A 15,668-nucleotide genomic window follows, 5' to 3' on the forward strand; every position below is an offset into this window, starting at 1 on the left:
TCCGACCGCCCGGGCGAGGATGTGGATTTCCTGTCACTGGACGCACGCAACGACGCTTTGCTGCCACGGGGGGTGGATGGACGACGACGGCCCGACCACCCCCTGCAGGGGCGGCCGGGCCGTCGGATCGTGCTCGGGGCCGTCAGCCGGCGATCGACTTCAGCTGGTCGGCGCGGTCGGTGCGCTCCCAGGGCAGGTCGAGGTCGTCGCGGCCGAAGTGGCCGTACGCGGCGGTCGGCTGGTAGATCGGGCGCAGCAGCTCGAGGTCGCGCACGATCGCGCCGGGGCGCAGGTCGAAGACCTCGTGGATGGCCTGCTCGATCTTGGCGGGGTCGACGTTCGCGGTGCCGAACGTCTCGAGGAACACGCCGACGGGCTCGGCCTTGCCGATCGCGTAGGCGAGCTGGACCTCGGCGCGACGGGCGAGGCCCGCGGCGACGACGTTCTTGGCGACCCAGCGGCCCGCGTAGGCGGCCGAGCGGTCCACCTTCGACGGGTCCTTGCCGGAGAAGGCGCCGCCACCGTGGCGGGCGTAGCCGCCGTAGGTGTCGACGATGATCTTGCGGCCGGTCAGGCCGGCGTCGCCCATCGGGCCACCGACGACGAAGCGGCCGGTCGGGTTCACCAGCACGCGGGTGTTCGACGAGTCGAGGTCGATGCCCTCGAGCACGGGCTGGATGACCTTCGAGCGGATGTCGGGCGCGAGCATCTCGTCGAGGTCGATGTCCGAGGCGTGCTGCGTGGAGAGCACGACGGTCTCGACGCCGACCGGCTTGTCGCCGTCGTAGGCGATCGTGACCTGGGTCTTGCCGTCGGGGCGCAGGTAGGGCAGGACGCCCTCGCGCCGGACGCTGGTCAGCTTGCGCGCGAGCCGGTGGGCGAGCCCGATCGGCAGCGGCATGAGCTCGGGGGTGTCGGCGTCGGCGTAGCCGAACATGAGGCCCTGGTCGCCGGCGCCCTGCTTGGCGATCTCGTCCTCGGAGCCCTCGACGCGGGACTCGTAGCCCTGGTCGACGCCCTGCGCGATGTCGGCGGACTGCGCGCCGATCGAGATCGAGACACCGCAGGTCTCGCCGTCGAAGCCCTTCGCGGACGAGTCGTAGCCGATGTCCAGGATCGTCTTGCGGACGATGTCCACGTAGTTCACGTGGGCGTTGGTGGTGACCTCGCCGGCCACGTGGACCTGGCCCGTGGTCACCATCGACTCGACGGCGACACGGCTCTTCGGGTCCTGCGCCAGCAAGGCGTCCAGAATCCCGTCGGAGATGGCGTCACAGATCTTGTCCGGGTGGCCCTCGGTGACGGACTCGGAAGTGAACAAACGCCTAGCGGGCACAATTTCTCCCTGCCTCGACAGTGGGACCGGGCAACACTAACGGCATCCGGCCCATCGGGCAGGCCCCTGACCGGCGGTTCTGCGCACCGCGTCACAGTGCGGTTGTGCTCGGTCACCAGGTGTGGGAGTGGGAACCACGCCCGATTCCGTCACGGTGCGTGGCGGCGTGCTCACGCCAGGCGATCGGCCACCGTGTCCCAGACGCGTGCCGCGAGCGTCGCCTTCGACCCCATCGGCAGCTGCACCGACGACCCGTCGGCCCCGAGCAGCCACCCCTCGTTGTCGGCGCTCTCGAAGGCGTTGTGCCCGGTGACGCCGCCGACGGCGTTGACGACGAGGTAGTCGCACCCCTTGCGTTCGAGCTTGGCCCGGCCGAAGGACAGGACGTCATGGTCGGCGTCGCCGGTCTCGGCGGCGAAGCCCACGACGAGCCGGCCGGGCACCTGTTCGGCGACGAGCTCGGCGAGGATGTCGGGGTTCCGTGTGAGACGGATCGCGTCCGGTTCCCCCGCACCCTTCTTGATCTTGTATCCGGCGACGTCCACCGGCCGGAAGTCGGCGACGGCGGCCGCCATGACGACCACCTCGGCGCCCTTCGCGGCGTCGAGGACCGCGGTACGCATCTCCTCGGTGGTGCGGACGGACACCAGGTCGACGGCGGCGGGCGCGTCGAGGGCGGCGGTGGTCCCGGCGACGAGCGTGACCCGGGCGCCGCGCTGCGCCGCGACGCGGGCGAGGGCATAGCCCTGCCGGCCGGAGGACCGGTTGCCCAGGGTGCGCACCGGGTCGAGCGGCTCGGCGGTCCCGCCGGCGGAGACGACCACGTGGCGTCCCTCGAGGTCGCGGGGCAGCGCGGCGGGGTTCTCCAGGAGCAGCCGGGCGAACTCGGCGATCTCGACGGGCTCGGGCAGCCGGCCCGGCCCGGAGTCGGCGCCGGTCAGACGACCCGAGGCGGGCTCGAGCACGACGGTGCCGCGGCGGCGCAGGGTGGCGACGTTGTCGACCGTCGCCGGGTGGTCCCACATCTCGGTGTGCATCGCCGGTGCCGCGAGCACCGGACACCGGGCGGTCAGCAGGGTGGAGGTCAGCAGGTCGTCCGCGCGACCCGCCGCCATCCGCGCGAGCAGGTCGGCGGTGGCGGGGGCGCACACGACGAGGTCGGCCCGGCGCCCGAGGGCGACGTGCGTGACGTCGGGGACGTGCTCGAACACCCCGGTCAGCACCTCACGGCCGGAGAGCGCCTCGAAGGTCGCCCGCCCGACGAACTCGAGGGCGTTCGGGGTGGCCACCACCTGCACGTGGTGGCCGGCCTCGCGGAGCCGACGGAGCAGTTCGCACGCCTTGTAGGCGGCGATCCCGCCGGCGACGCCCAGGACGATCTCAGCCATGACGACCCGGTGCCCGATCCGTCGCGGAGGTTACTCGCCCTCGGTGTGCTCGAGCAGGTGCGAGTGGATCTCGCGCATCGCGATCGAGAGCGGCTTCTCGCGCGGGCCCGGCTCCACGAGCGGGCCGACGTACTCGAGCAGGCCCTCGCCGAGCTGGGCGTAGTAGTCGTTGATCTGCCGCGCCCGCTTGGCCGCGTAGATCACCAGCGCGTACTTCGAGCTGACCGTCTCCAGCAGCTCGTCGATGGGCGGGTTGGTGATGCCCTCGGGGACGTCGTGGAAGCCACCGGTGACGCGACTGGTGGTGATGCTCATTCACTGGCTCCTGCGGATCGGGGTCCGACGGCGCCGGTACGGGAATCCCCGCAGGCAGCAGCGTCGGATGGGTGTGCCAAGTCTACCAACCGCCGCGCGGTCTCCCCGACGTCGTGGTTCACCAGCCCCACGTCGAACTCGCGACGGGCGTCGAGCTCGATCCGCGCGGTGGCGAGGCGTCGGTCGATCACGTCCTGCGGCTCGGTGCCCCGGCCGGTGAGCCGGTCCACCAGGACCTCCCAGGACGGCGGCTCCAGGAACACCAGCAGCGCGTCCGGGCGGCGTTGCCGCACCGCCCGTGCGCCGGCGAGGTCGAGCTCCAGGAGCACCGGCTCGCCGGCGGCGAGGTGGTCCTCCACCGGCTGCGCGGGGGTGCCGGAGCGGTGCAGGCCGCGGTGGATCGAGGCCCACTCGAGCATCTCGCCCTCGGCGACCATCCGGTCGAAGTCCGCGTCGGAGACGAAGTGGTACTCGCGACCGTCCTGCTCACCGGGCCGGGCCGCCCGGGTGGTGGCCGAGACGCTGAACCACAGCGGGGCCGCCATCCGGCGCAGCTCGGCCACGACGGTGCTCTTGCCGACGCCGGACGGGCCGGCGAGGACGAGCAGACGTCCCCGCCCGCACGTCCCAGCGTCGTCCCGGGTCACTCCCCGTCGAACTCCGCGAGCAGCGCCTTGCGCTGGCGCTCGCCGAGGCCGCGCAGGCGGCGGCTGGGGGCGATCTCGAGGCGCTCCATGATCTGCTGGGCGCGGACCTTGCCGACGCCCGGGAGGGCCTCGAGCAGGGCCGAGACCTTCATCTTGCCGAGCACCTCGTCGGAGTCGGCCTGCTCGAGCACGTCACCGAGGGTGGTGCCGCCGCGCTTGAGCCGCTCCTTGAGCTCGGCCCGGGCGCGGCGGGCAGCGGCGGCCTTCTCCAGCGCGGCCGCCCGCTGCTCCTCGGTCAGCTCGGGAAGTGCCACGGTCTCCTCCGATATCAGTGCTGGGATGGGTGCGGGCCCCCACGCTCGGCGGGGCGCGCTCGTCGCCCGCGAACGTACCGTCTGGGGTGCGACTCCACAGTGCTCGGGTGTCCGGGGCGTGAACGGTGTCGCGGTCCGCGGGCAGTGGCTGCGGGACGTGTCCCGCGCGCCCCGGGGGCGCCCCGTGGGCCGGTCGGCAGGTGCTACGCGCCGATCGGTCCGGCCGGCAGCGCGAGGTCGCGCAGGGCGCCGTTCAACGCCCGACACGCGTCGCGCAGCGCCTCCGGGTCGGGGCCCGCAGACAGGATCTCCCGCGAGCTCGACGGGACGACGGGTCCGGTGCCGTCGGCGAACGCGCGGGCCAGGTCGTCCGGGGTGGCGCCCTGCGCGCCCAGCCCCGGGACGAGGACGGGCCCGTGCAGGCGGGTCAGGTCGAGGCCGTGGGCCCGGCCGGTGGTGCCCCCGGTGGCCCCCACCACCACGCCCGCGGGTCCGCTGCCGCCCGCGCCGGCCCGGGTCGCGTTCACGGTGGCGCAGGCGTCGACCACGCCCTGGGCCACCTCCCGCATCCCCGGCGACGACGGGTCCGACAACGAGGTCCACGACTGCGCCGACTGCACCGTCGCGGCCTCCGGGTTCGACGTCCGGGCCAGCACGAACACCCCGCGGCCGGTCTCGGCGGCCAGGTCGAGGGCCGGGGTCAGCGACCCGACGCCGAGGTAGGGCGACAGCGTGACCGCGTCGGCCGCCAGCGGCGAGGTGTCGGCCAGCCAGGCCCGCGCGTAGGCCGTCATCGTCGAGCCGATGTCGCCGCGCTTGGCGTCCGCGATCGTGAGCAGGCCGGCATCGCGGGCGTCCGCGAGCACCCGCTCGAGCGCCCGCACTCCCCCGCTGCCGTGCACCTCGAACAGGGCCACCTGGGGCTTCACGACGGCGACGTGGCCCGCCAGGGCGGCGACCGCGTCGCGGCCGAAGCGCTCCACGCCGGCCGCGTCGTCCTCGTGGCCCCACCGCGCGAGCAGGCCCGGGTGCGGGTCGATCCCGACGCACAGCGGGCCGTGCTCCGCGACGGCGGCGGTGAGCCGGTCGGTGAAGGCCGCCCGGGAGGGGGTCACACGCCCTCCGTGGCCCGGGCCTTCGCCAGCCGCTCGTGCAGCACCTGCAGCGGGGTGACCGTGATCTCACCGCGGATGACCGCCTCGATGCCCTGCACCGCGGCCGCGGCGCCCTGCACCGTGGTGACGCACGGGACGCCGACCTGCAGCGCCGCCGCGCGGATCTCGTAGCCGTCGATGCGCGGGCCGGTGTGGCCCACCGGGGTGTTGATGATCATGCCGACCTCGCCCGCGAGGATGGTGTCGACGATGTTGTCCGGGCCCTCGAAGTGCTTGCGCACCACCTGGGCCGGGATGCCGTTGCGCTCCAGCACGCTCGCCGTGCCCGCCGTCGCCAGGATCTCGAAGCCGAGGTCCGCGAGGCGCTTGACCGGGAAGATCAGCGCCCGCTTGTCGCGGTTGGCCACCGAGACGAAGACCTTCCCGGACGTCGGGAGCGGTCCGGAGGCGGCCGCCTGGGCCTTCGCGAAGGCGGTCGAGAAGGCCACGTCGATGCCCATGACCTCGCCGGTGGACTTCATCTCCGGGCCGAGCAGCGAGTCCACCCCGCGGCCGTCCGGCCGGCGGAAGCGGTGGAACGGCAGCACGGCCTCCTTGACCGCCACCGGGTGGTGCGGAGGCAGGTGCCCGCCGTCGCCGGTGGCGGGCAGGACGCCCTCGCGGCGCAGGTCGGAGATCGTCGCGCCGAGCATCACCCGGGCGGCCGCGCTGGCCAGCGGCACGCCCGTGGCCTTGGAGACGAACGGGGCCGTGCGGCTCGCGCGCGGGTTGGCCTCGAGGACGTAGAGGGTCTCGTCCTTCAGGGCGTACTGCACGTTCATCAGGCCGAGGACGCCGAGCCGACGGGCCAGCGCGACGGTCGAGGCGCGCACGACCTCGAGGTCGGACAGGCCCAGGGTGATCGGCGGCAGGGTGCACGACGAGTCGCCGGAGTGGACCCCGGCCTCCTCGATGTGCTCCATGATCCCGCCGAGGTACACCTCGCCGGTGGCGTCGCACAGCGCGTCCACGTCGATCTCGATGGCGTCGTCGAGGAAGCGGTCGACCAGCACCGGGTGGTCCGGCGTGACCTCGGTGGCCCGGGCGATGTAGTCGGCCAGGGTCTCGTCGTCGTAGACGATCTCCATGCCGCGCCCGCCCAGCACGTAGGAGGGCCGGACGAGCACCGGGTAGCCGATCTCCGCGGCGATCTCGCGGGCGCCGTCGAAGCTGGTGGCTGTCCCGTAGGGCGGCGCGGGCAGGCCGGCGTCCTCGAGCACGTGCCCGAACGCCCCGCGCTCCTCGGCGAGGTCGATCGCGGCCGGCGGGGTGCCGACGATCGGCACGCCCGCGGCCTCCAGCGCGGCGGCGAGCTTCAGCGGGGTCTGCCCCCCGAGCTGGACGACCAGGCCCGCCAGGCCTCCGGTCCAGGTGCCGTCGGGACGGCGCTGGGCGTCGCCCCCGCCGGAGAGCCGCTCGGAGTGCACGACCTCGAGCACGTCCTCCTCGGTGAGGGGCTCGAAGTAGAGGCGGTCGGCGGTGTCGTAGTCGGTCGAGACGGTCTCGGGGTTGCAGTTGAGCATCACCGTCTCGAAGCCCGCGGCCCGCAGCGAGGTCGCGGCGTGGACGCAGGAGTAGTCGAACTCGATGCCCTGCCCGATCCGGTTCGGCCCCGAGCCGAGGATGACGACCTTGGGCTTCTCGGTCTGCGCGGCCACCTCGGACTCGGTCGCGGGGTCGGACTCGTAGGCCGAGTAGTGGTAGGGGGTGCGGGCCTCGAACTCCGCGGCGCAGGTGTCCACGGTCTTGTAGACCGGGCGGACCCCCAGGCGGTGGCGCAACGCGCGCACGCCCGCCTCGCCGGCGAGCTCCGGACGCGTCGTGGCGATCTGCAGGTCGGACAGGCCGGCGCGCTTGGCGCGGCGCAGCAGCCCGGCGTCGAGCACCGGGGCGTCGGCGATCTCGCGGCGCAGCGCGACGATGCCCTCGATCTGCTCGACGAACCACGGGTCGATGCCGGAGGCCTCGCTGACCTCGGTGACGGTCGCGCCGAGCCGCAGGGCCCGCTCGACGGCGTAGAGGCGGCCGTCGCGGGGCAGCGCCGCCTGCTTGAGGGCGTCGTCCTTCGACAGGCCCAGCGGGTCGGGCCGGGTGCCGAAGCCCAGGTCCTTGGTCTCGGTCGACCGGAGCGCCTTGTTCAGCGCCTCCGGGAAGCTGCGGCCGATGGCCATCGCCTCGCCCACCGACTTCATCGTCGTGGTGAGCGTGGGGTCGGCGCCGGGGAACTTCTCGAAGGTGAACCGCGGGACCTTCACGACGACGTAGTCGAGCGTCGGCTCGAAGCTCGCCGGGGTCTCGCCGGTGATGTCGTTGGTGATCTCGTCGAGGGTGTAGCCGACGGCGAGCCGGGCCGCGATCTTCGCGATCGGGAAGCCGGTGGCCTTGGAGGCCAGGGCCGACGACCGCGAGACGCGCGGGTTCATCTCGATGACGACCAGGCGCCCGCTCGTGGGCTCGACCGCGAACTGGATGTTGCAGCCGCCGGTCTCGACGCCGACCTCGCGCAGCACCCGGATGCCGGTGTCGCGCATGACCTGGTACTCGCGGTCGGTCAGCGTCATCGCCGGGGCCACGGTCACCGAGTCGCCGGTGTGCACGCCCATCGGGTCGACGTTCTCGATCGAGCAGATGACGACGACGTTGTCCTTGCCGTCGCGCATCAGCTCGAGCTCGTACTCCTTCCAGCCGAGCACCGACTCCTCGATGAGGACCTCGTGCACGGGGCTGGCGGCGAGGCCGGTGCCGGCCAGGCGCTCGAGCTCCTCGTGGGTGTGGGCCAGGCCGGAGCCGAGACCGCCCATGGTGAAGCTCGGCCGGATCACCACGGGGAGGCCGACCTCGGCGACCGTGGCGCGGACCTCCTCCATCGAGTGGCAGACCTCGGAGCGCGGGACGTCGCCGCCGATCGAGCGGACGATCTCCTTGAACTTCAGGCGGTCCTCGCCCCGTTGGATCGCGTCGACGTCGGCGCCGATCAGCTCGACGCCGTAGCGCTCGAGCACCCCGGCGTCGTGCAGGGCGATCGCGGTGTTCAGCGCCGTCTGGCCGCCGAGGGTGGCGAGCAGCGCGTCGGGGCGCTCGGCCTCGATGACCTTCGTGACGTGCTCGACGTCGATCGGCTCGACGTACGTGGCGTCCGCGTACTCCGGGTCGGTCATGATCGTCGCCGGGTTCGAGTTGACGAGGGAGACCCGCAGGCCCTCCTCGCGCAGCACCCGGCAGGCCTGCGTGCCCGAGTAGTCGAACTCGCAGGCCTGGCCGATCACGATCGGGCCGGAGCCGATGACCAGGACGTGGTGGATGTCCTCGCGACGCGGCATGGGCTCAGCGCCCTCCCATCAGGGAAGCGAAACGGTCGAAGAGGTCCGCCGCGTCGTGCGGGCCGGCGGCCGCCTCGGGGTGGTACTGCACGGAGAACGCCGGGACGGCGGCGCAGGTCACGCCCTCGACCACTCCGTCATTCGGACAGCCGTGCGACAGGTGCACCCGGCCGAACGGCGAGTCGACGTGCTCACCGGGGGTGCCCGCGAGGGCGAACCCGTGGTTCTGGCTGGTGATGGCCACCGTGCCGGTGGTGTGGTCGATGACCGGCACGTTGATCCCGCGGTGGCCGTAGCGGAGCTTGAACGTCCCCATCCCCAGGGCGCGCCCGAGGATCTGGTTGCCGAAGCAGATGCCGAACAGCGGGACGCCACGCTCCAGGACGCCGCGCGTGAGCTCGACGGCGTGGTCGGCCGTGGCGGGGTCGCCGGGGCCGTTGGAGAGGAACACCCCGTCGGGGGACCCGTCGAGGAGCTCGTCGAGGGAGGAGGTGCTGGGCAGCACCCGGGTCTCGATGCCGCGCTGCGCGAGCATGCGCGGGGTGTTGGCCTTGATGCCGAGGTCGAGCGCGGCGACCGAGAAGCGGCGGGTGCCCTCGGCGGCGACCACGTAGGGCTCGGCGGTGGTCACGGCGCCGGCGAGGTCGGCGCCGGCCATCGGCGGGCTGTCCCGCACCGCCTCGAGCATCTCGCGCTCGGTCGCCAGGCCGTCGCCGGAGAACACCCCGGCGCGCATCGAGCCGTGCTCGCGCAGCCGCCGCGTCACGGCGCGGGTGTCCACGCCCGCGAGCCCGACGACGCCCTGGCGCTCGAGCTCGTCGTCGAGCGACCGGCGGGAGCGCCAGTTCGACGGCGTCCGGGCCGGGTCGCGCACGACGTAGCCGGCGACGTGGATGCGGGTGGACTCGTCGTCCTCGTCGTTCCAGCCGGTGTTGCCGATGTGCGGTGCCGTGGCGACCACGATCTGGCGGTGGTAGCTCGGGTCGGTCAACGTCTCCTGGTAACCGGTCATCCCGGTGGTGAAGACGGCCTCGCCGAGGGTGCGGCCGGTCGCCCCGAAGGACTCGCCGCGGTGCACGGTGCCGTCCTCGAGGACCAGCAGCGCTTCACTCATGGGTCATGACCTTTCCGTCCTGCACGGTCCATCGTCCCCGCAGCATCGTGTGCACCACGGAGGCGGGTAGCTCCATCCCCTCGTAGGGGGTGTTGTCGGCGATGCTCGCCAGGTCCGCCCCGCGCACCGTCCAGCGGGCGTCGGGGTCGACCAGGACGAGGTTCGCCGGTTCCCCGACCGCGAGCGGACGGCCCTGGTCGGACAGCCCGGCGATCGCGGCCGGCACCTCGCTCTGGACCCGCGCCACGCCGCGCCAGTCGAGCAGACCCGTGCGCACCATGGTGGACACGACCACCGACAGCGCGGTCTGCAGACCCAGCATGCCGGGTCGGGCCTGGGACCACTCGCAGTCCTTGGCCTCGACCGCGTGCGGGGCGTGGTCGGTGGCGACGCAGTCGATCACGCCGTCGGCCAGGGCCCGGCGCAGCGCGAGGGTGTCGGCCTCCGGGCGCAGCGGCGGGTTCACCTTGTGCACCGGGTCGTAGTCCTCGGCCGCGGTGTCGGTGAGCAGCAGGTGGTGGGGCGTGACCTCGGCGCTCAGGGCCGCGGTGGTGCCGGGGAGGAGCGTCTCCCGGGCCCAGCGCAGCACCTCGACCGAGCCCGCCGTCGAGAGGTGGCAGACGTGCAGTCGGGCGCCGGCGGCCGCGGCGAGCATCGCGTCGCGCGCGACGATCGACTCCTCGGCCGTGGCGGGCCAGCCGGTGAGGCCGAGCCGCGCCGCGACCGGCCCCTCGTGGGCCTGCGCGCCGACGGTGAGCCGGTGGTCCTCGGCGTGCTGGGCGACCACCGCGTCCAGCGACCGGGCGTACTCCAGGGCACGGCGCATGAGCAGCGGGTCGTTCACGCAGCGGCCGTCGTCGGAGAACATCCGCACCCCGGCGGCGGAGGCGGCCATCATGCCCATCTCGGCGAGGCGCTCCCCGCCGAGCCCGACGGTCACCGCACCGACCGGGTGCACGTCGACCAGACCGACCTCGCGGCCGCGGCGCCACACGTGCTCGACGACGACCGGGGAGTCCTGGGTGGGGTTCGTGTTCGGCATCGCGAACACCGCGGTGTAGCCGCCGAGCGCCGCCGCAGCGGAGCCGGTGGCGACCGTCTCGGCCTCCTCCCCGCCCGGCTCGCGCAGGTGGGTGTGCAGGTCGACCAGGCCCGGCAGGGCGATCAGCCCGTCGGCGTCGAGCACCTCGTCGGGGGCGTCGGTGAGGCTGCCCGGGTCGACCAGCACCCCGTCGCGGACGGCCAGGTCCGTCGGGTCCTCGCCGTAGGGGCGGACGTTCCTGATCAGGACGGTCATCGGAGATCCTCCCCCGCCAGCAGGTGGTAGAGCACGGCCATCCGCACGTGGACCCCGGCGGTGACCTGCTCGGCGATGGCGGCCCGGTCGGAGTCGGCGACGGAGCTGGCGATCTCCATGCCGCGCACCGCGGGGCCCGGGTGCAGCACGACCGCGTGGTCGGGCAGCGTGTCCGCGCGGCGCTGCGAGAGTCCGAAGCGGACCGCGTACTCGCGGGCGCTCGGGAAGAAGCCGCCGTGCATCCGCTCGGCCTGCACGCGGAGCATCATCACCGCGTCCGGGCCGGTGGCGAGGTGGCCGTCGAGGTCGTGCGTGACCGTCACCGGCCAGGCGTCCACGCCCGCGGGCAGCAGCGTCGGTGGCGCCACGAGCGTGACCTCGGCGCCGAGCGTCGCCAGCAGGTGGGCGTTGGAGCGCGCCACGCGGCTGTGCAGCACGTCGCCCACCACCGCGACCCGGCGGCCGGTGAGGTCCGCGCCGAGCCGCCGGCGCAGCGTGGCGGCGTCGAGCAGCGCCTGCGTGGGGTGCTCGTGCGTGCCGTCCCCGGCGTTCACCACGGCGACGTGGCCGTCGGTGTGGGAGTGACCGACCCGGTCGAGCCAGCCCGCGATGCGGTGCGGGGCGCCCGACGCCGGGTGGCGGACGACGATCGCGTCCGCGCCGGCGGCCGCGAGGGTGGCGGCGGTGTCCCGCAGCGACTCCCCCTTGCCGACGCTCGAGCCGCTCGCCGAGACGTTGATGGTGTCCGCGCTCATCCACTTGCCGGCGACCTCGAACGAGACCCGGGTCCGCGTGGAGTTCTCGTAGAACAGCGTCACCACGGTGCGCCCGCGCAGCGTCGGCAGCTTGCGCACCGCCCGGCCGGTGAGCGCCTGCTCCATGCTCGCCGCCGTGTCGAGCAGCGCCTCGGCCTGCTCGCGGCGCAGGCCCTCGGTGGAGAGCAGGTGGCGCAGGCCGATCCCGGTCGCGTCGGTCATCGGATGCTCACCCCGTCCACGCCGTCGGACTCCACGAGGGAGACCGCCACGTCCTCGGCGCGGTTCGTCGGCACGTTCTTCCCGACGTAGTCCGCGCGGATCGGCAGCTCGCGGTGCCCGCGGTCGACGAGCACCGCGAGCTGCACCGCGCGGGGCCGGCCGTGGTCGCGCAGCGCGTCGAGGGCCGCGCGCACCGTCCGACCCGACATCAGCACGTCGTCGACCAGCACGACGATCACGTCGTCGATCCCGCCGGCGGGGATGTCGGTCTCGGCGAGCGGGCGCGTCGGCTGGCGGCGGAGGTCGTCGCGGTAGAGCGTCGGATCGAGCGTCCCCGTGCGGACGGTGCCGACAGTGGGGTCGATCGCGGTGATGCGCTCGGCCAGCCGGTGGGCCAGGTGGATGCCGCGGGTGGGCAGTCCGAGGAGCACGACGGGTGCTCCGGAGTCCGCGGTCTTCTCGAGGATCTCGTGGGCGATCCGGGCCACCGTCCGGGCGAGGTCGGCCGGGGAGAGCAGCTCGCGCTCACCCTCGGCGTTCGACGCACCGTTCGGTACGGGACCGCCCCGGCGCCGCGTGGGCACTCGGGGACCTCCTTCTCCGCCTCGCGGGACGGCTCTTAAAGGACGTCTGGGTTGGTCGTTCTCGACACTATCAGCCACCGTCTGCGACCGATCGCGTCGGCTGCGCCACACTCGCACCCACCCGACGGGCGCAGCGCGGCCGGTCGATCACAGGCGGCGTTCAGTGGCGGGCAAGCGAATCCACCCGACCGGACCGGCGTGCCGCACGACACTCCGGGCGGGCCGTGCACGGACCCCGGCTTGACCTCGTGATCGCCGAGGGCGCATCATCACTCTCCGTATCGACTTCAGCATGGCTGCGTCGGAGCACCCAGGGCTCGGCGCGCGGGGAACGGGGTGCCGCCAGATGGGCGACTACGCGAAGGCGCTCGGCGCCAAGCTTCGGGGGATTCGCCAGCAGCAGGGGCTCTCGCTGCACGGCGTCGAGCAGAAGTCGGGCGGACGGTGGAAGGCGGTCGTCGTCGGCTCCTACGAGCGCGGCGACCGGGCGGTGACCGTGCAGAAGCTCGCCGAGCTCGCCGACTTCTACGGCGTGCCGGTCGCCGAGCTGCTCCCCGAGGGGCGGATCCCGTCGGGCTCCGAGCCGGCCGCCAAGATCGTCATCAACCTCGAGCGGCTGCAGCAGCTGCCCGCGGACAAGGCCGGGCCGCTCGCCCGCTACGCCGCGGCGATCCAGAGCCAGCGCGGCGACTACAACGGCAAGGTCCTCTCGATCCGCAACGAGGACCTGCGCTCGCTCGCGATCATCTACGACATGACGCCGGGCGACCTGTCCGAGCAGCTCGTCGAGTGGGGCGTGCTGCCGCCCGAGGCGCGGCTGTCCCGCGAGGACTGAGCACCACCGGCCACCCACCCCGGCGTGAGGGGAACCCTCACGTCCCCTGAACGACCGAATCCTCCCCTCACGCTCGGCGGCCGCCGGGCGTGAGGGGAGGATTTCGTCGTTCTAGCCGTCCGAGGGTTCCCCTCGCGCGGTGTCGGGGTCGTCGGCCGGCTCAGCGTCCGGCGGCAGCTCCACCCGCTCCCGCGCCGGCGCCGCCACGGGCACCCGCTCCCCCGAGGCCAGGGCGGCGAGCACGCCGTTGACGAAGCGCGGGGAGTCGTCGGTCGACAGTTCGCGGGCGAGGGAGATCGCCTCGTCGATGGCGACCGCGTCGTCCACGTCGTCGGTAAACAGGATCTCGAACGCCCCGATGCGCAGGATCGCCCGGTCCACGGCGGCCATCCGGTCCACCGACCAGCCCCGCGCGAGCTCACCGAGCGAGGCGTCGATGTGCTCGCGGTGCTCGACGACCCCCTCGACGAGCGTCGCCGCGAAGTCCGAGACCGGCGGTGCGTCGGAGCCCGCGACGCGCCGACGCAGCACCGCCAGGGGGTCCTCGGCGCGGGCCTCGGACTCGAAGAGGATGTCCAGGGCCCGTTTCCGGGCCTTGGACCGCGATCCCCGGCGAGCGACCTTCGGCGGCACTAGTTGGACACGCGGCCGAGGTACCGGCCGTCACGGGTGTCGACCTTGACGACCGTCCCGGTCTCGAGGAACAGCGGCACCTGGATCTCGGCGCCGGTGGACACCGTGGCCGGCTTGGTGCCGCCGGTGGAGCGGTCGCCCTGCAGGCCCGGGTCGGTGTGCGTGATCTCCAGCTCGACCGAGGACGGCAGCTCGATGAACAGCGGCACGCCGTCGTTGAAGGAGACCTGCACCTCCTGGTTCTCCAGCAGGAAGCGCGCGTTGTCGCCCACGGTGGCCGCCGGGACCGGGATCTGCTCGTAGTCGGCCGCGTCCATGAAGACGAAGTCGTCGCCGTCCCGGTACAGGAAGGTCATGTCGCGACGGTCGACGTTCGCCGTCTCCACCTTGGTGCCCGCGTTGAAGGTCTTGTCGACCACCTTGCCGGTCAGCACGTTCTTCAGCGTCGTGCGGACGAAGGCGCCGCCCTTGCCCGGCTTGACGTGCTGGAACTCGGTGACGGACCAGAGGTTGCCGTCGATCCGCAGCACCAGGCCGTTCTTCAGGTCGTTCGTCGTCGCCACTGCCGCGTCGTCTCCTGCGCTCGTGATCGTGTGGTCTGCCCGGGCACCGTCAGCCCAGGACCACCAGATCCCGCGTCGACGCGGTCAGCGGTTCGGCGCCGGAATCGGTGACGACCAGGGTGTCCTCGATCCGCACACCGCCGCGGCCGGGGAGGTAGACGCCCGGCTCGACGGTGACCGTCATGCCCGCCTCCAGGGTAGCGGTCGCGCTCGACGACATCGCCGGAGCCTCGTGGATGACGAGTCCGACCCCGTGTCCGACCGGGTGCACGAAGTGCTCGCCGTAGCCCGACTCGGTCACCACGGCCCGCGCCGCGGCGTCGATCGCACTGGTCGCGACGCCGGGCCGCAGGGCGGCGCGGCCGGCGGCGGCGGCCGCGTCGACGAGCGAGTAGATCTCGCGCTGCCAGTCCTGCGCGGGGCCCAGCAGGACGGTGCGGGTCATGTCGGAGTGGTAGCCGTCGACGAGCGCCCCGAAGTCCATGGTGACCAGGTCGCCCGGGGCCAGCGGCGCGTCCGACGGCCGGTGGTGCGGGATCGCGGAGTTCGTCCCCGCCGCGACGATCGTCTCGAAGCTCGGCCCTGTGGCGCCCGCGGCGACCATGCGCTCCTCGAGCTCGTGGGCGACCTCCCGCTCGGTGCGGCCCGGCGCGAGCACGCCGTCGGCGATCGCCCCGGCCAGCGCCGCGTCGCCCGCCGCGCAGGCCAGGCGCAGCGCGTCGACCTCGGCGGCGTCCTTGACCGCCCGCAACCGCTCGACCAGGCCCGGAGCGCGCACCAGTTCGCCGCGCGCCGCCGCGAGCAGCACGTCATGGGTGTCGACGGTGACCTGGGCGCTGTCGAACCCGACCCGGGCCGCCGTCGTCACCCTGAGCAGTTCCGGGGCGCACTGCCGCTCGACGAGCAGGCGGACGTCGGGGCTCTCGGCCGCGGCCTGCGTGGTGTAGCGGCCGTCGGTGGCGAGCACGGTCCGGTCCTCGGCGTCGGCGGAGTCGTCGGCGTGGACCACCAGCGCGGCGTTCGAGCCGGTGAACCCGGTCAGGTACCGGACGTTGACGAGGTCGGTGACCAGCAGCGCGTCCACCTCGGCCGCGCGCAGCAGCGCCCGCAGCGCCTCCCGCCGGCGGGTCCCCGCGGGATGGGGGCGGGGCCGGGCCGTGGTGTGTGGGGCACTCACCGACCCGAGGGTAG

The 15,668-nt window shown here is 73.5% G+C and carries 14 protein-coding genes and 1 pseudogene; 1 reads left to right on the plus strand and 14 read right to left on the minus strand.

What is annotated here, in order from left to right; genetic code table 11:
* Window positions 1–142: 142 nt before the first annotated feature.
* The 11 genes from metK to pyrR all read right to left on the minus strand — a co-directional run bounded on the left by metK (window position 143) and on the right by pyrR (window position 12,446).
* A complete protein-coding gene (gene metK / locus ACQPYX_RS18355; RefSeq protein ID WP_433798741.1) occupies window positions 143–1,321 on the minus strand; it encodes a methionine adenosyltransferase in 1,179 nt (392 codons plus the stop codon).
* Between the two features lie 185 nt (window positions 1,322–1,506).
* On the minus strand, window positions 1,507–2,724 hold the full coding sequence (gene coaBC / locus ACQPYX_RS18360) for a bifunctional phosphopantothenoylcysteine decarboxylase/phosphopantothenate--cysteine ligase CoaBC (protein WP_433798742.1): 1,218 nt from the start codon (window positions 2,722–2,724) through the stop codon (window positions 1,507–1,509).
* 30 nt (window positions 2,725–2,754) lie between these two features.
* On the minus strand, window positions 2,755–3,039 hold the full coding sequence (rpoZ, locus tag ACQPYX_RS18365) for a DNA-directed RNA polymerase subunit omega (RefSeq protein ID WP_179793234.1): 285 nt from the start codon (window positions 3,037–3,039) through the stop codon (window positions 2,755–2,757).
* Window positions 3,036–3,686, minus strand: coding sequence for a guanylate kinase (gene gmk / locus ACQPYX_RS18370; protein WP_433798743.1), 651 nt, complete (start codon window positions 3,684–3,686; stop codon window positions 3,036–3,038). Before gmk ends, rpoZ begins: the two co-directional genes overlap by 4 nt.
* On the minus strand, window positions 3,683–4,000 hold the full coding sequence (mihF, locus tag ACQPYX_RS18375; protein WP_018333653.1) for an integration host factor, actinobacterial type: 318 nt from the start codon (window positions 3,998–4,000) through the stop codon (window positions 3,683–3,685). The genes gmk and mihF overlap by 4 nt, the downstream gene beginning before the upstream one ends.
* Before the next feature lie 203 nt (window positions 4,001–4,203).
* Window positions 4,204–5,115, minus strand: coding sequence for an orotidine-5'-phosphate decarboxylase (gene pyrF, locus ACQPYX_RS18380; protein WP_433798744.1), 912 nt, complete (start codon window positions 5,113–5,115; stop codon window positions 4,204–4,206).
* Window positions 5,112–8,474: a carbamoyl-phosphate synthase large subunit gene (carB, locus tag ACQPYX_RS18385; RefSeq protein WP_433798745.1), complete on the minus strand. Its 3,363-nt coding sequence runs from the start codon at window positions 8,472–8,474 to the stop codon at window positions 5,112–5,114. Before carB ends, pyrF begins: the two co-directional genes overlap by 4 nt.
* 4 nt (window positions 8,475–8,478) lie before the next feature.
* A complete protein-coding gene (gene carA, locus ACQPYX_RS18390) occupies window positions 8,479–9,588 on the minus strand; it encodes a glutamine-hydrolyzing carbamoyl-phosphate synthase small subunit (protein ID WP_433798746.1) in 1,110 nt (369 codons plus the stop codon).
* Entirely contained in the window at window positions 9,581–10,885 is a 1,305-nt protein-coding gene (locus ACQPYX_RS18395; protein ID WP_433798747.1) for a dihydroorotase, read from the minus strand. The genes carA and ACQPYX_RS18395 overlap by 8 nt, the downstream gene beginning before the upstream one ends.
* Window positions 10,882–11,838 carry an aspartate carbamoyltransferase catalytic subunit gene (locus ACQPYX_RS18400; RefSeq protein ID WP_433803755.1) on the minus strand — a complete coding sequence of 319 codons (957 nt, stop codon included), beginning with the start codon at window positions 11,836–11,838 and terminating at the stop codon, window positions 10,882–10,884. Before ACQPYX_RS18400 ends, ACQPYX_RS18395 begins: the two co-directional genes overlap by 4 nt.
* Before the next feature lie 20 nt (window positions 11,839–11,858).
* Window positions 11,859–12,446: a bifunctional pyr operon transcriptional regulator/uracil phosphoribosyltransferase PyrR gene (gene pyrR / locus ACQPYX_RS18405; RefSeq protein ID WP_433798748.1), complete on the minus strand. Its 588-nt coding sequence runs from the start codon at window positions 12,444–12,446 to the stop codon at window positions 11,859–11,861.
* 346 nt (window positions 12,447–12,792) lie between these two features.
* On the opposite strand from pyrR, the gene bldD reads away from it, so the two are divergent.
* Window positions 12,793–13,281 carry a transcriptional regulator BldD gene (gene bldD, locus ACQPYX_RS18410; RefSeq protein WP_230752171.1) on the plus strand — a complete coding sequence of 163 codons (489 nt, stop codon included), beginning with the start codon at window positions 12,793–12,795 and terminating at the stop codon, window positions 13,279–13,281.
* 210 nt (window positions 13,282–13,491) lie between these two features.
* Here bldD and nusB read toward each other — a convergent pair.
* From nusB to ACQPYX_RS18425, 3 genes and pseudogenes are all read right to left on the minus strand, one after another.
* Window positions 13,492–13,914, minus strand: a pseudogene (gene nusB, locus ACQPYX_RS18415) (transcription antitermination factor NusB); the annotation flags it as partial.
* A complete protein-coding gene (gene efp, locus ACQPYX_RS18420) occupies window positions 13,914–14,477 on the minus strand; it encodes an elongation factor P (RefSeq protein WP_433798749.1) in 564 nt (187 codons plus the stop codon). The pseudogene nusB and the gene efp, both read right to left, overlap by 1 nt.
* 49 nt (window positions 14,478–14,526) lie before the next feature.
* Window positions 14,527–15,654 carry a M24 family metallopeptidase gene (locus ACQPYX_RS18425; RefSeq protein ID WP_433798750.1) on the minus strand — a complete coding sequence of 376 codons (1,128 nt, stop codon included), beginning with the start codon at window positions 15,652–15,654 and terminating at the stop codon, window positions 14,527–14,529.
* Window positions 15,655–15,668 lie beyond the last annotated feature (14 nt).

This window comes from Actinomycetospora sp. CA-084318, assembly GCF_050955885.1.
In the GTDB taxonomy this organism is placed as follows: Bacteria; Actinomycetota; Actinomycetes; order Mycobacteriales; family Pseudonocardiaceae; genus Actinomycetospora.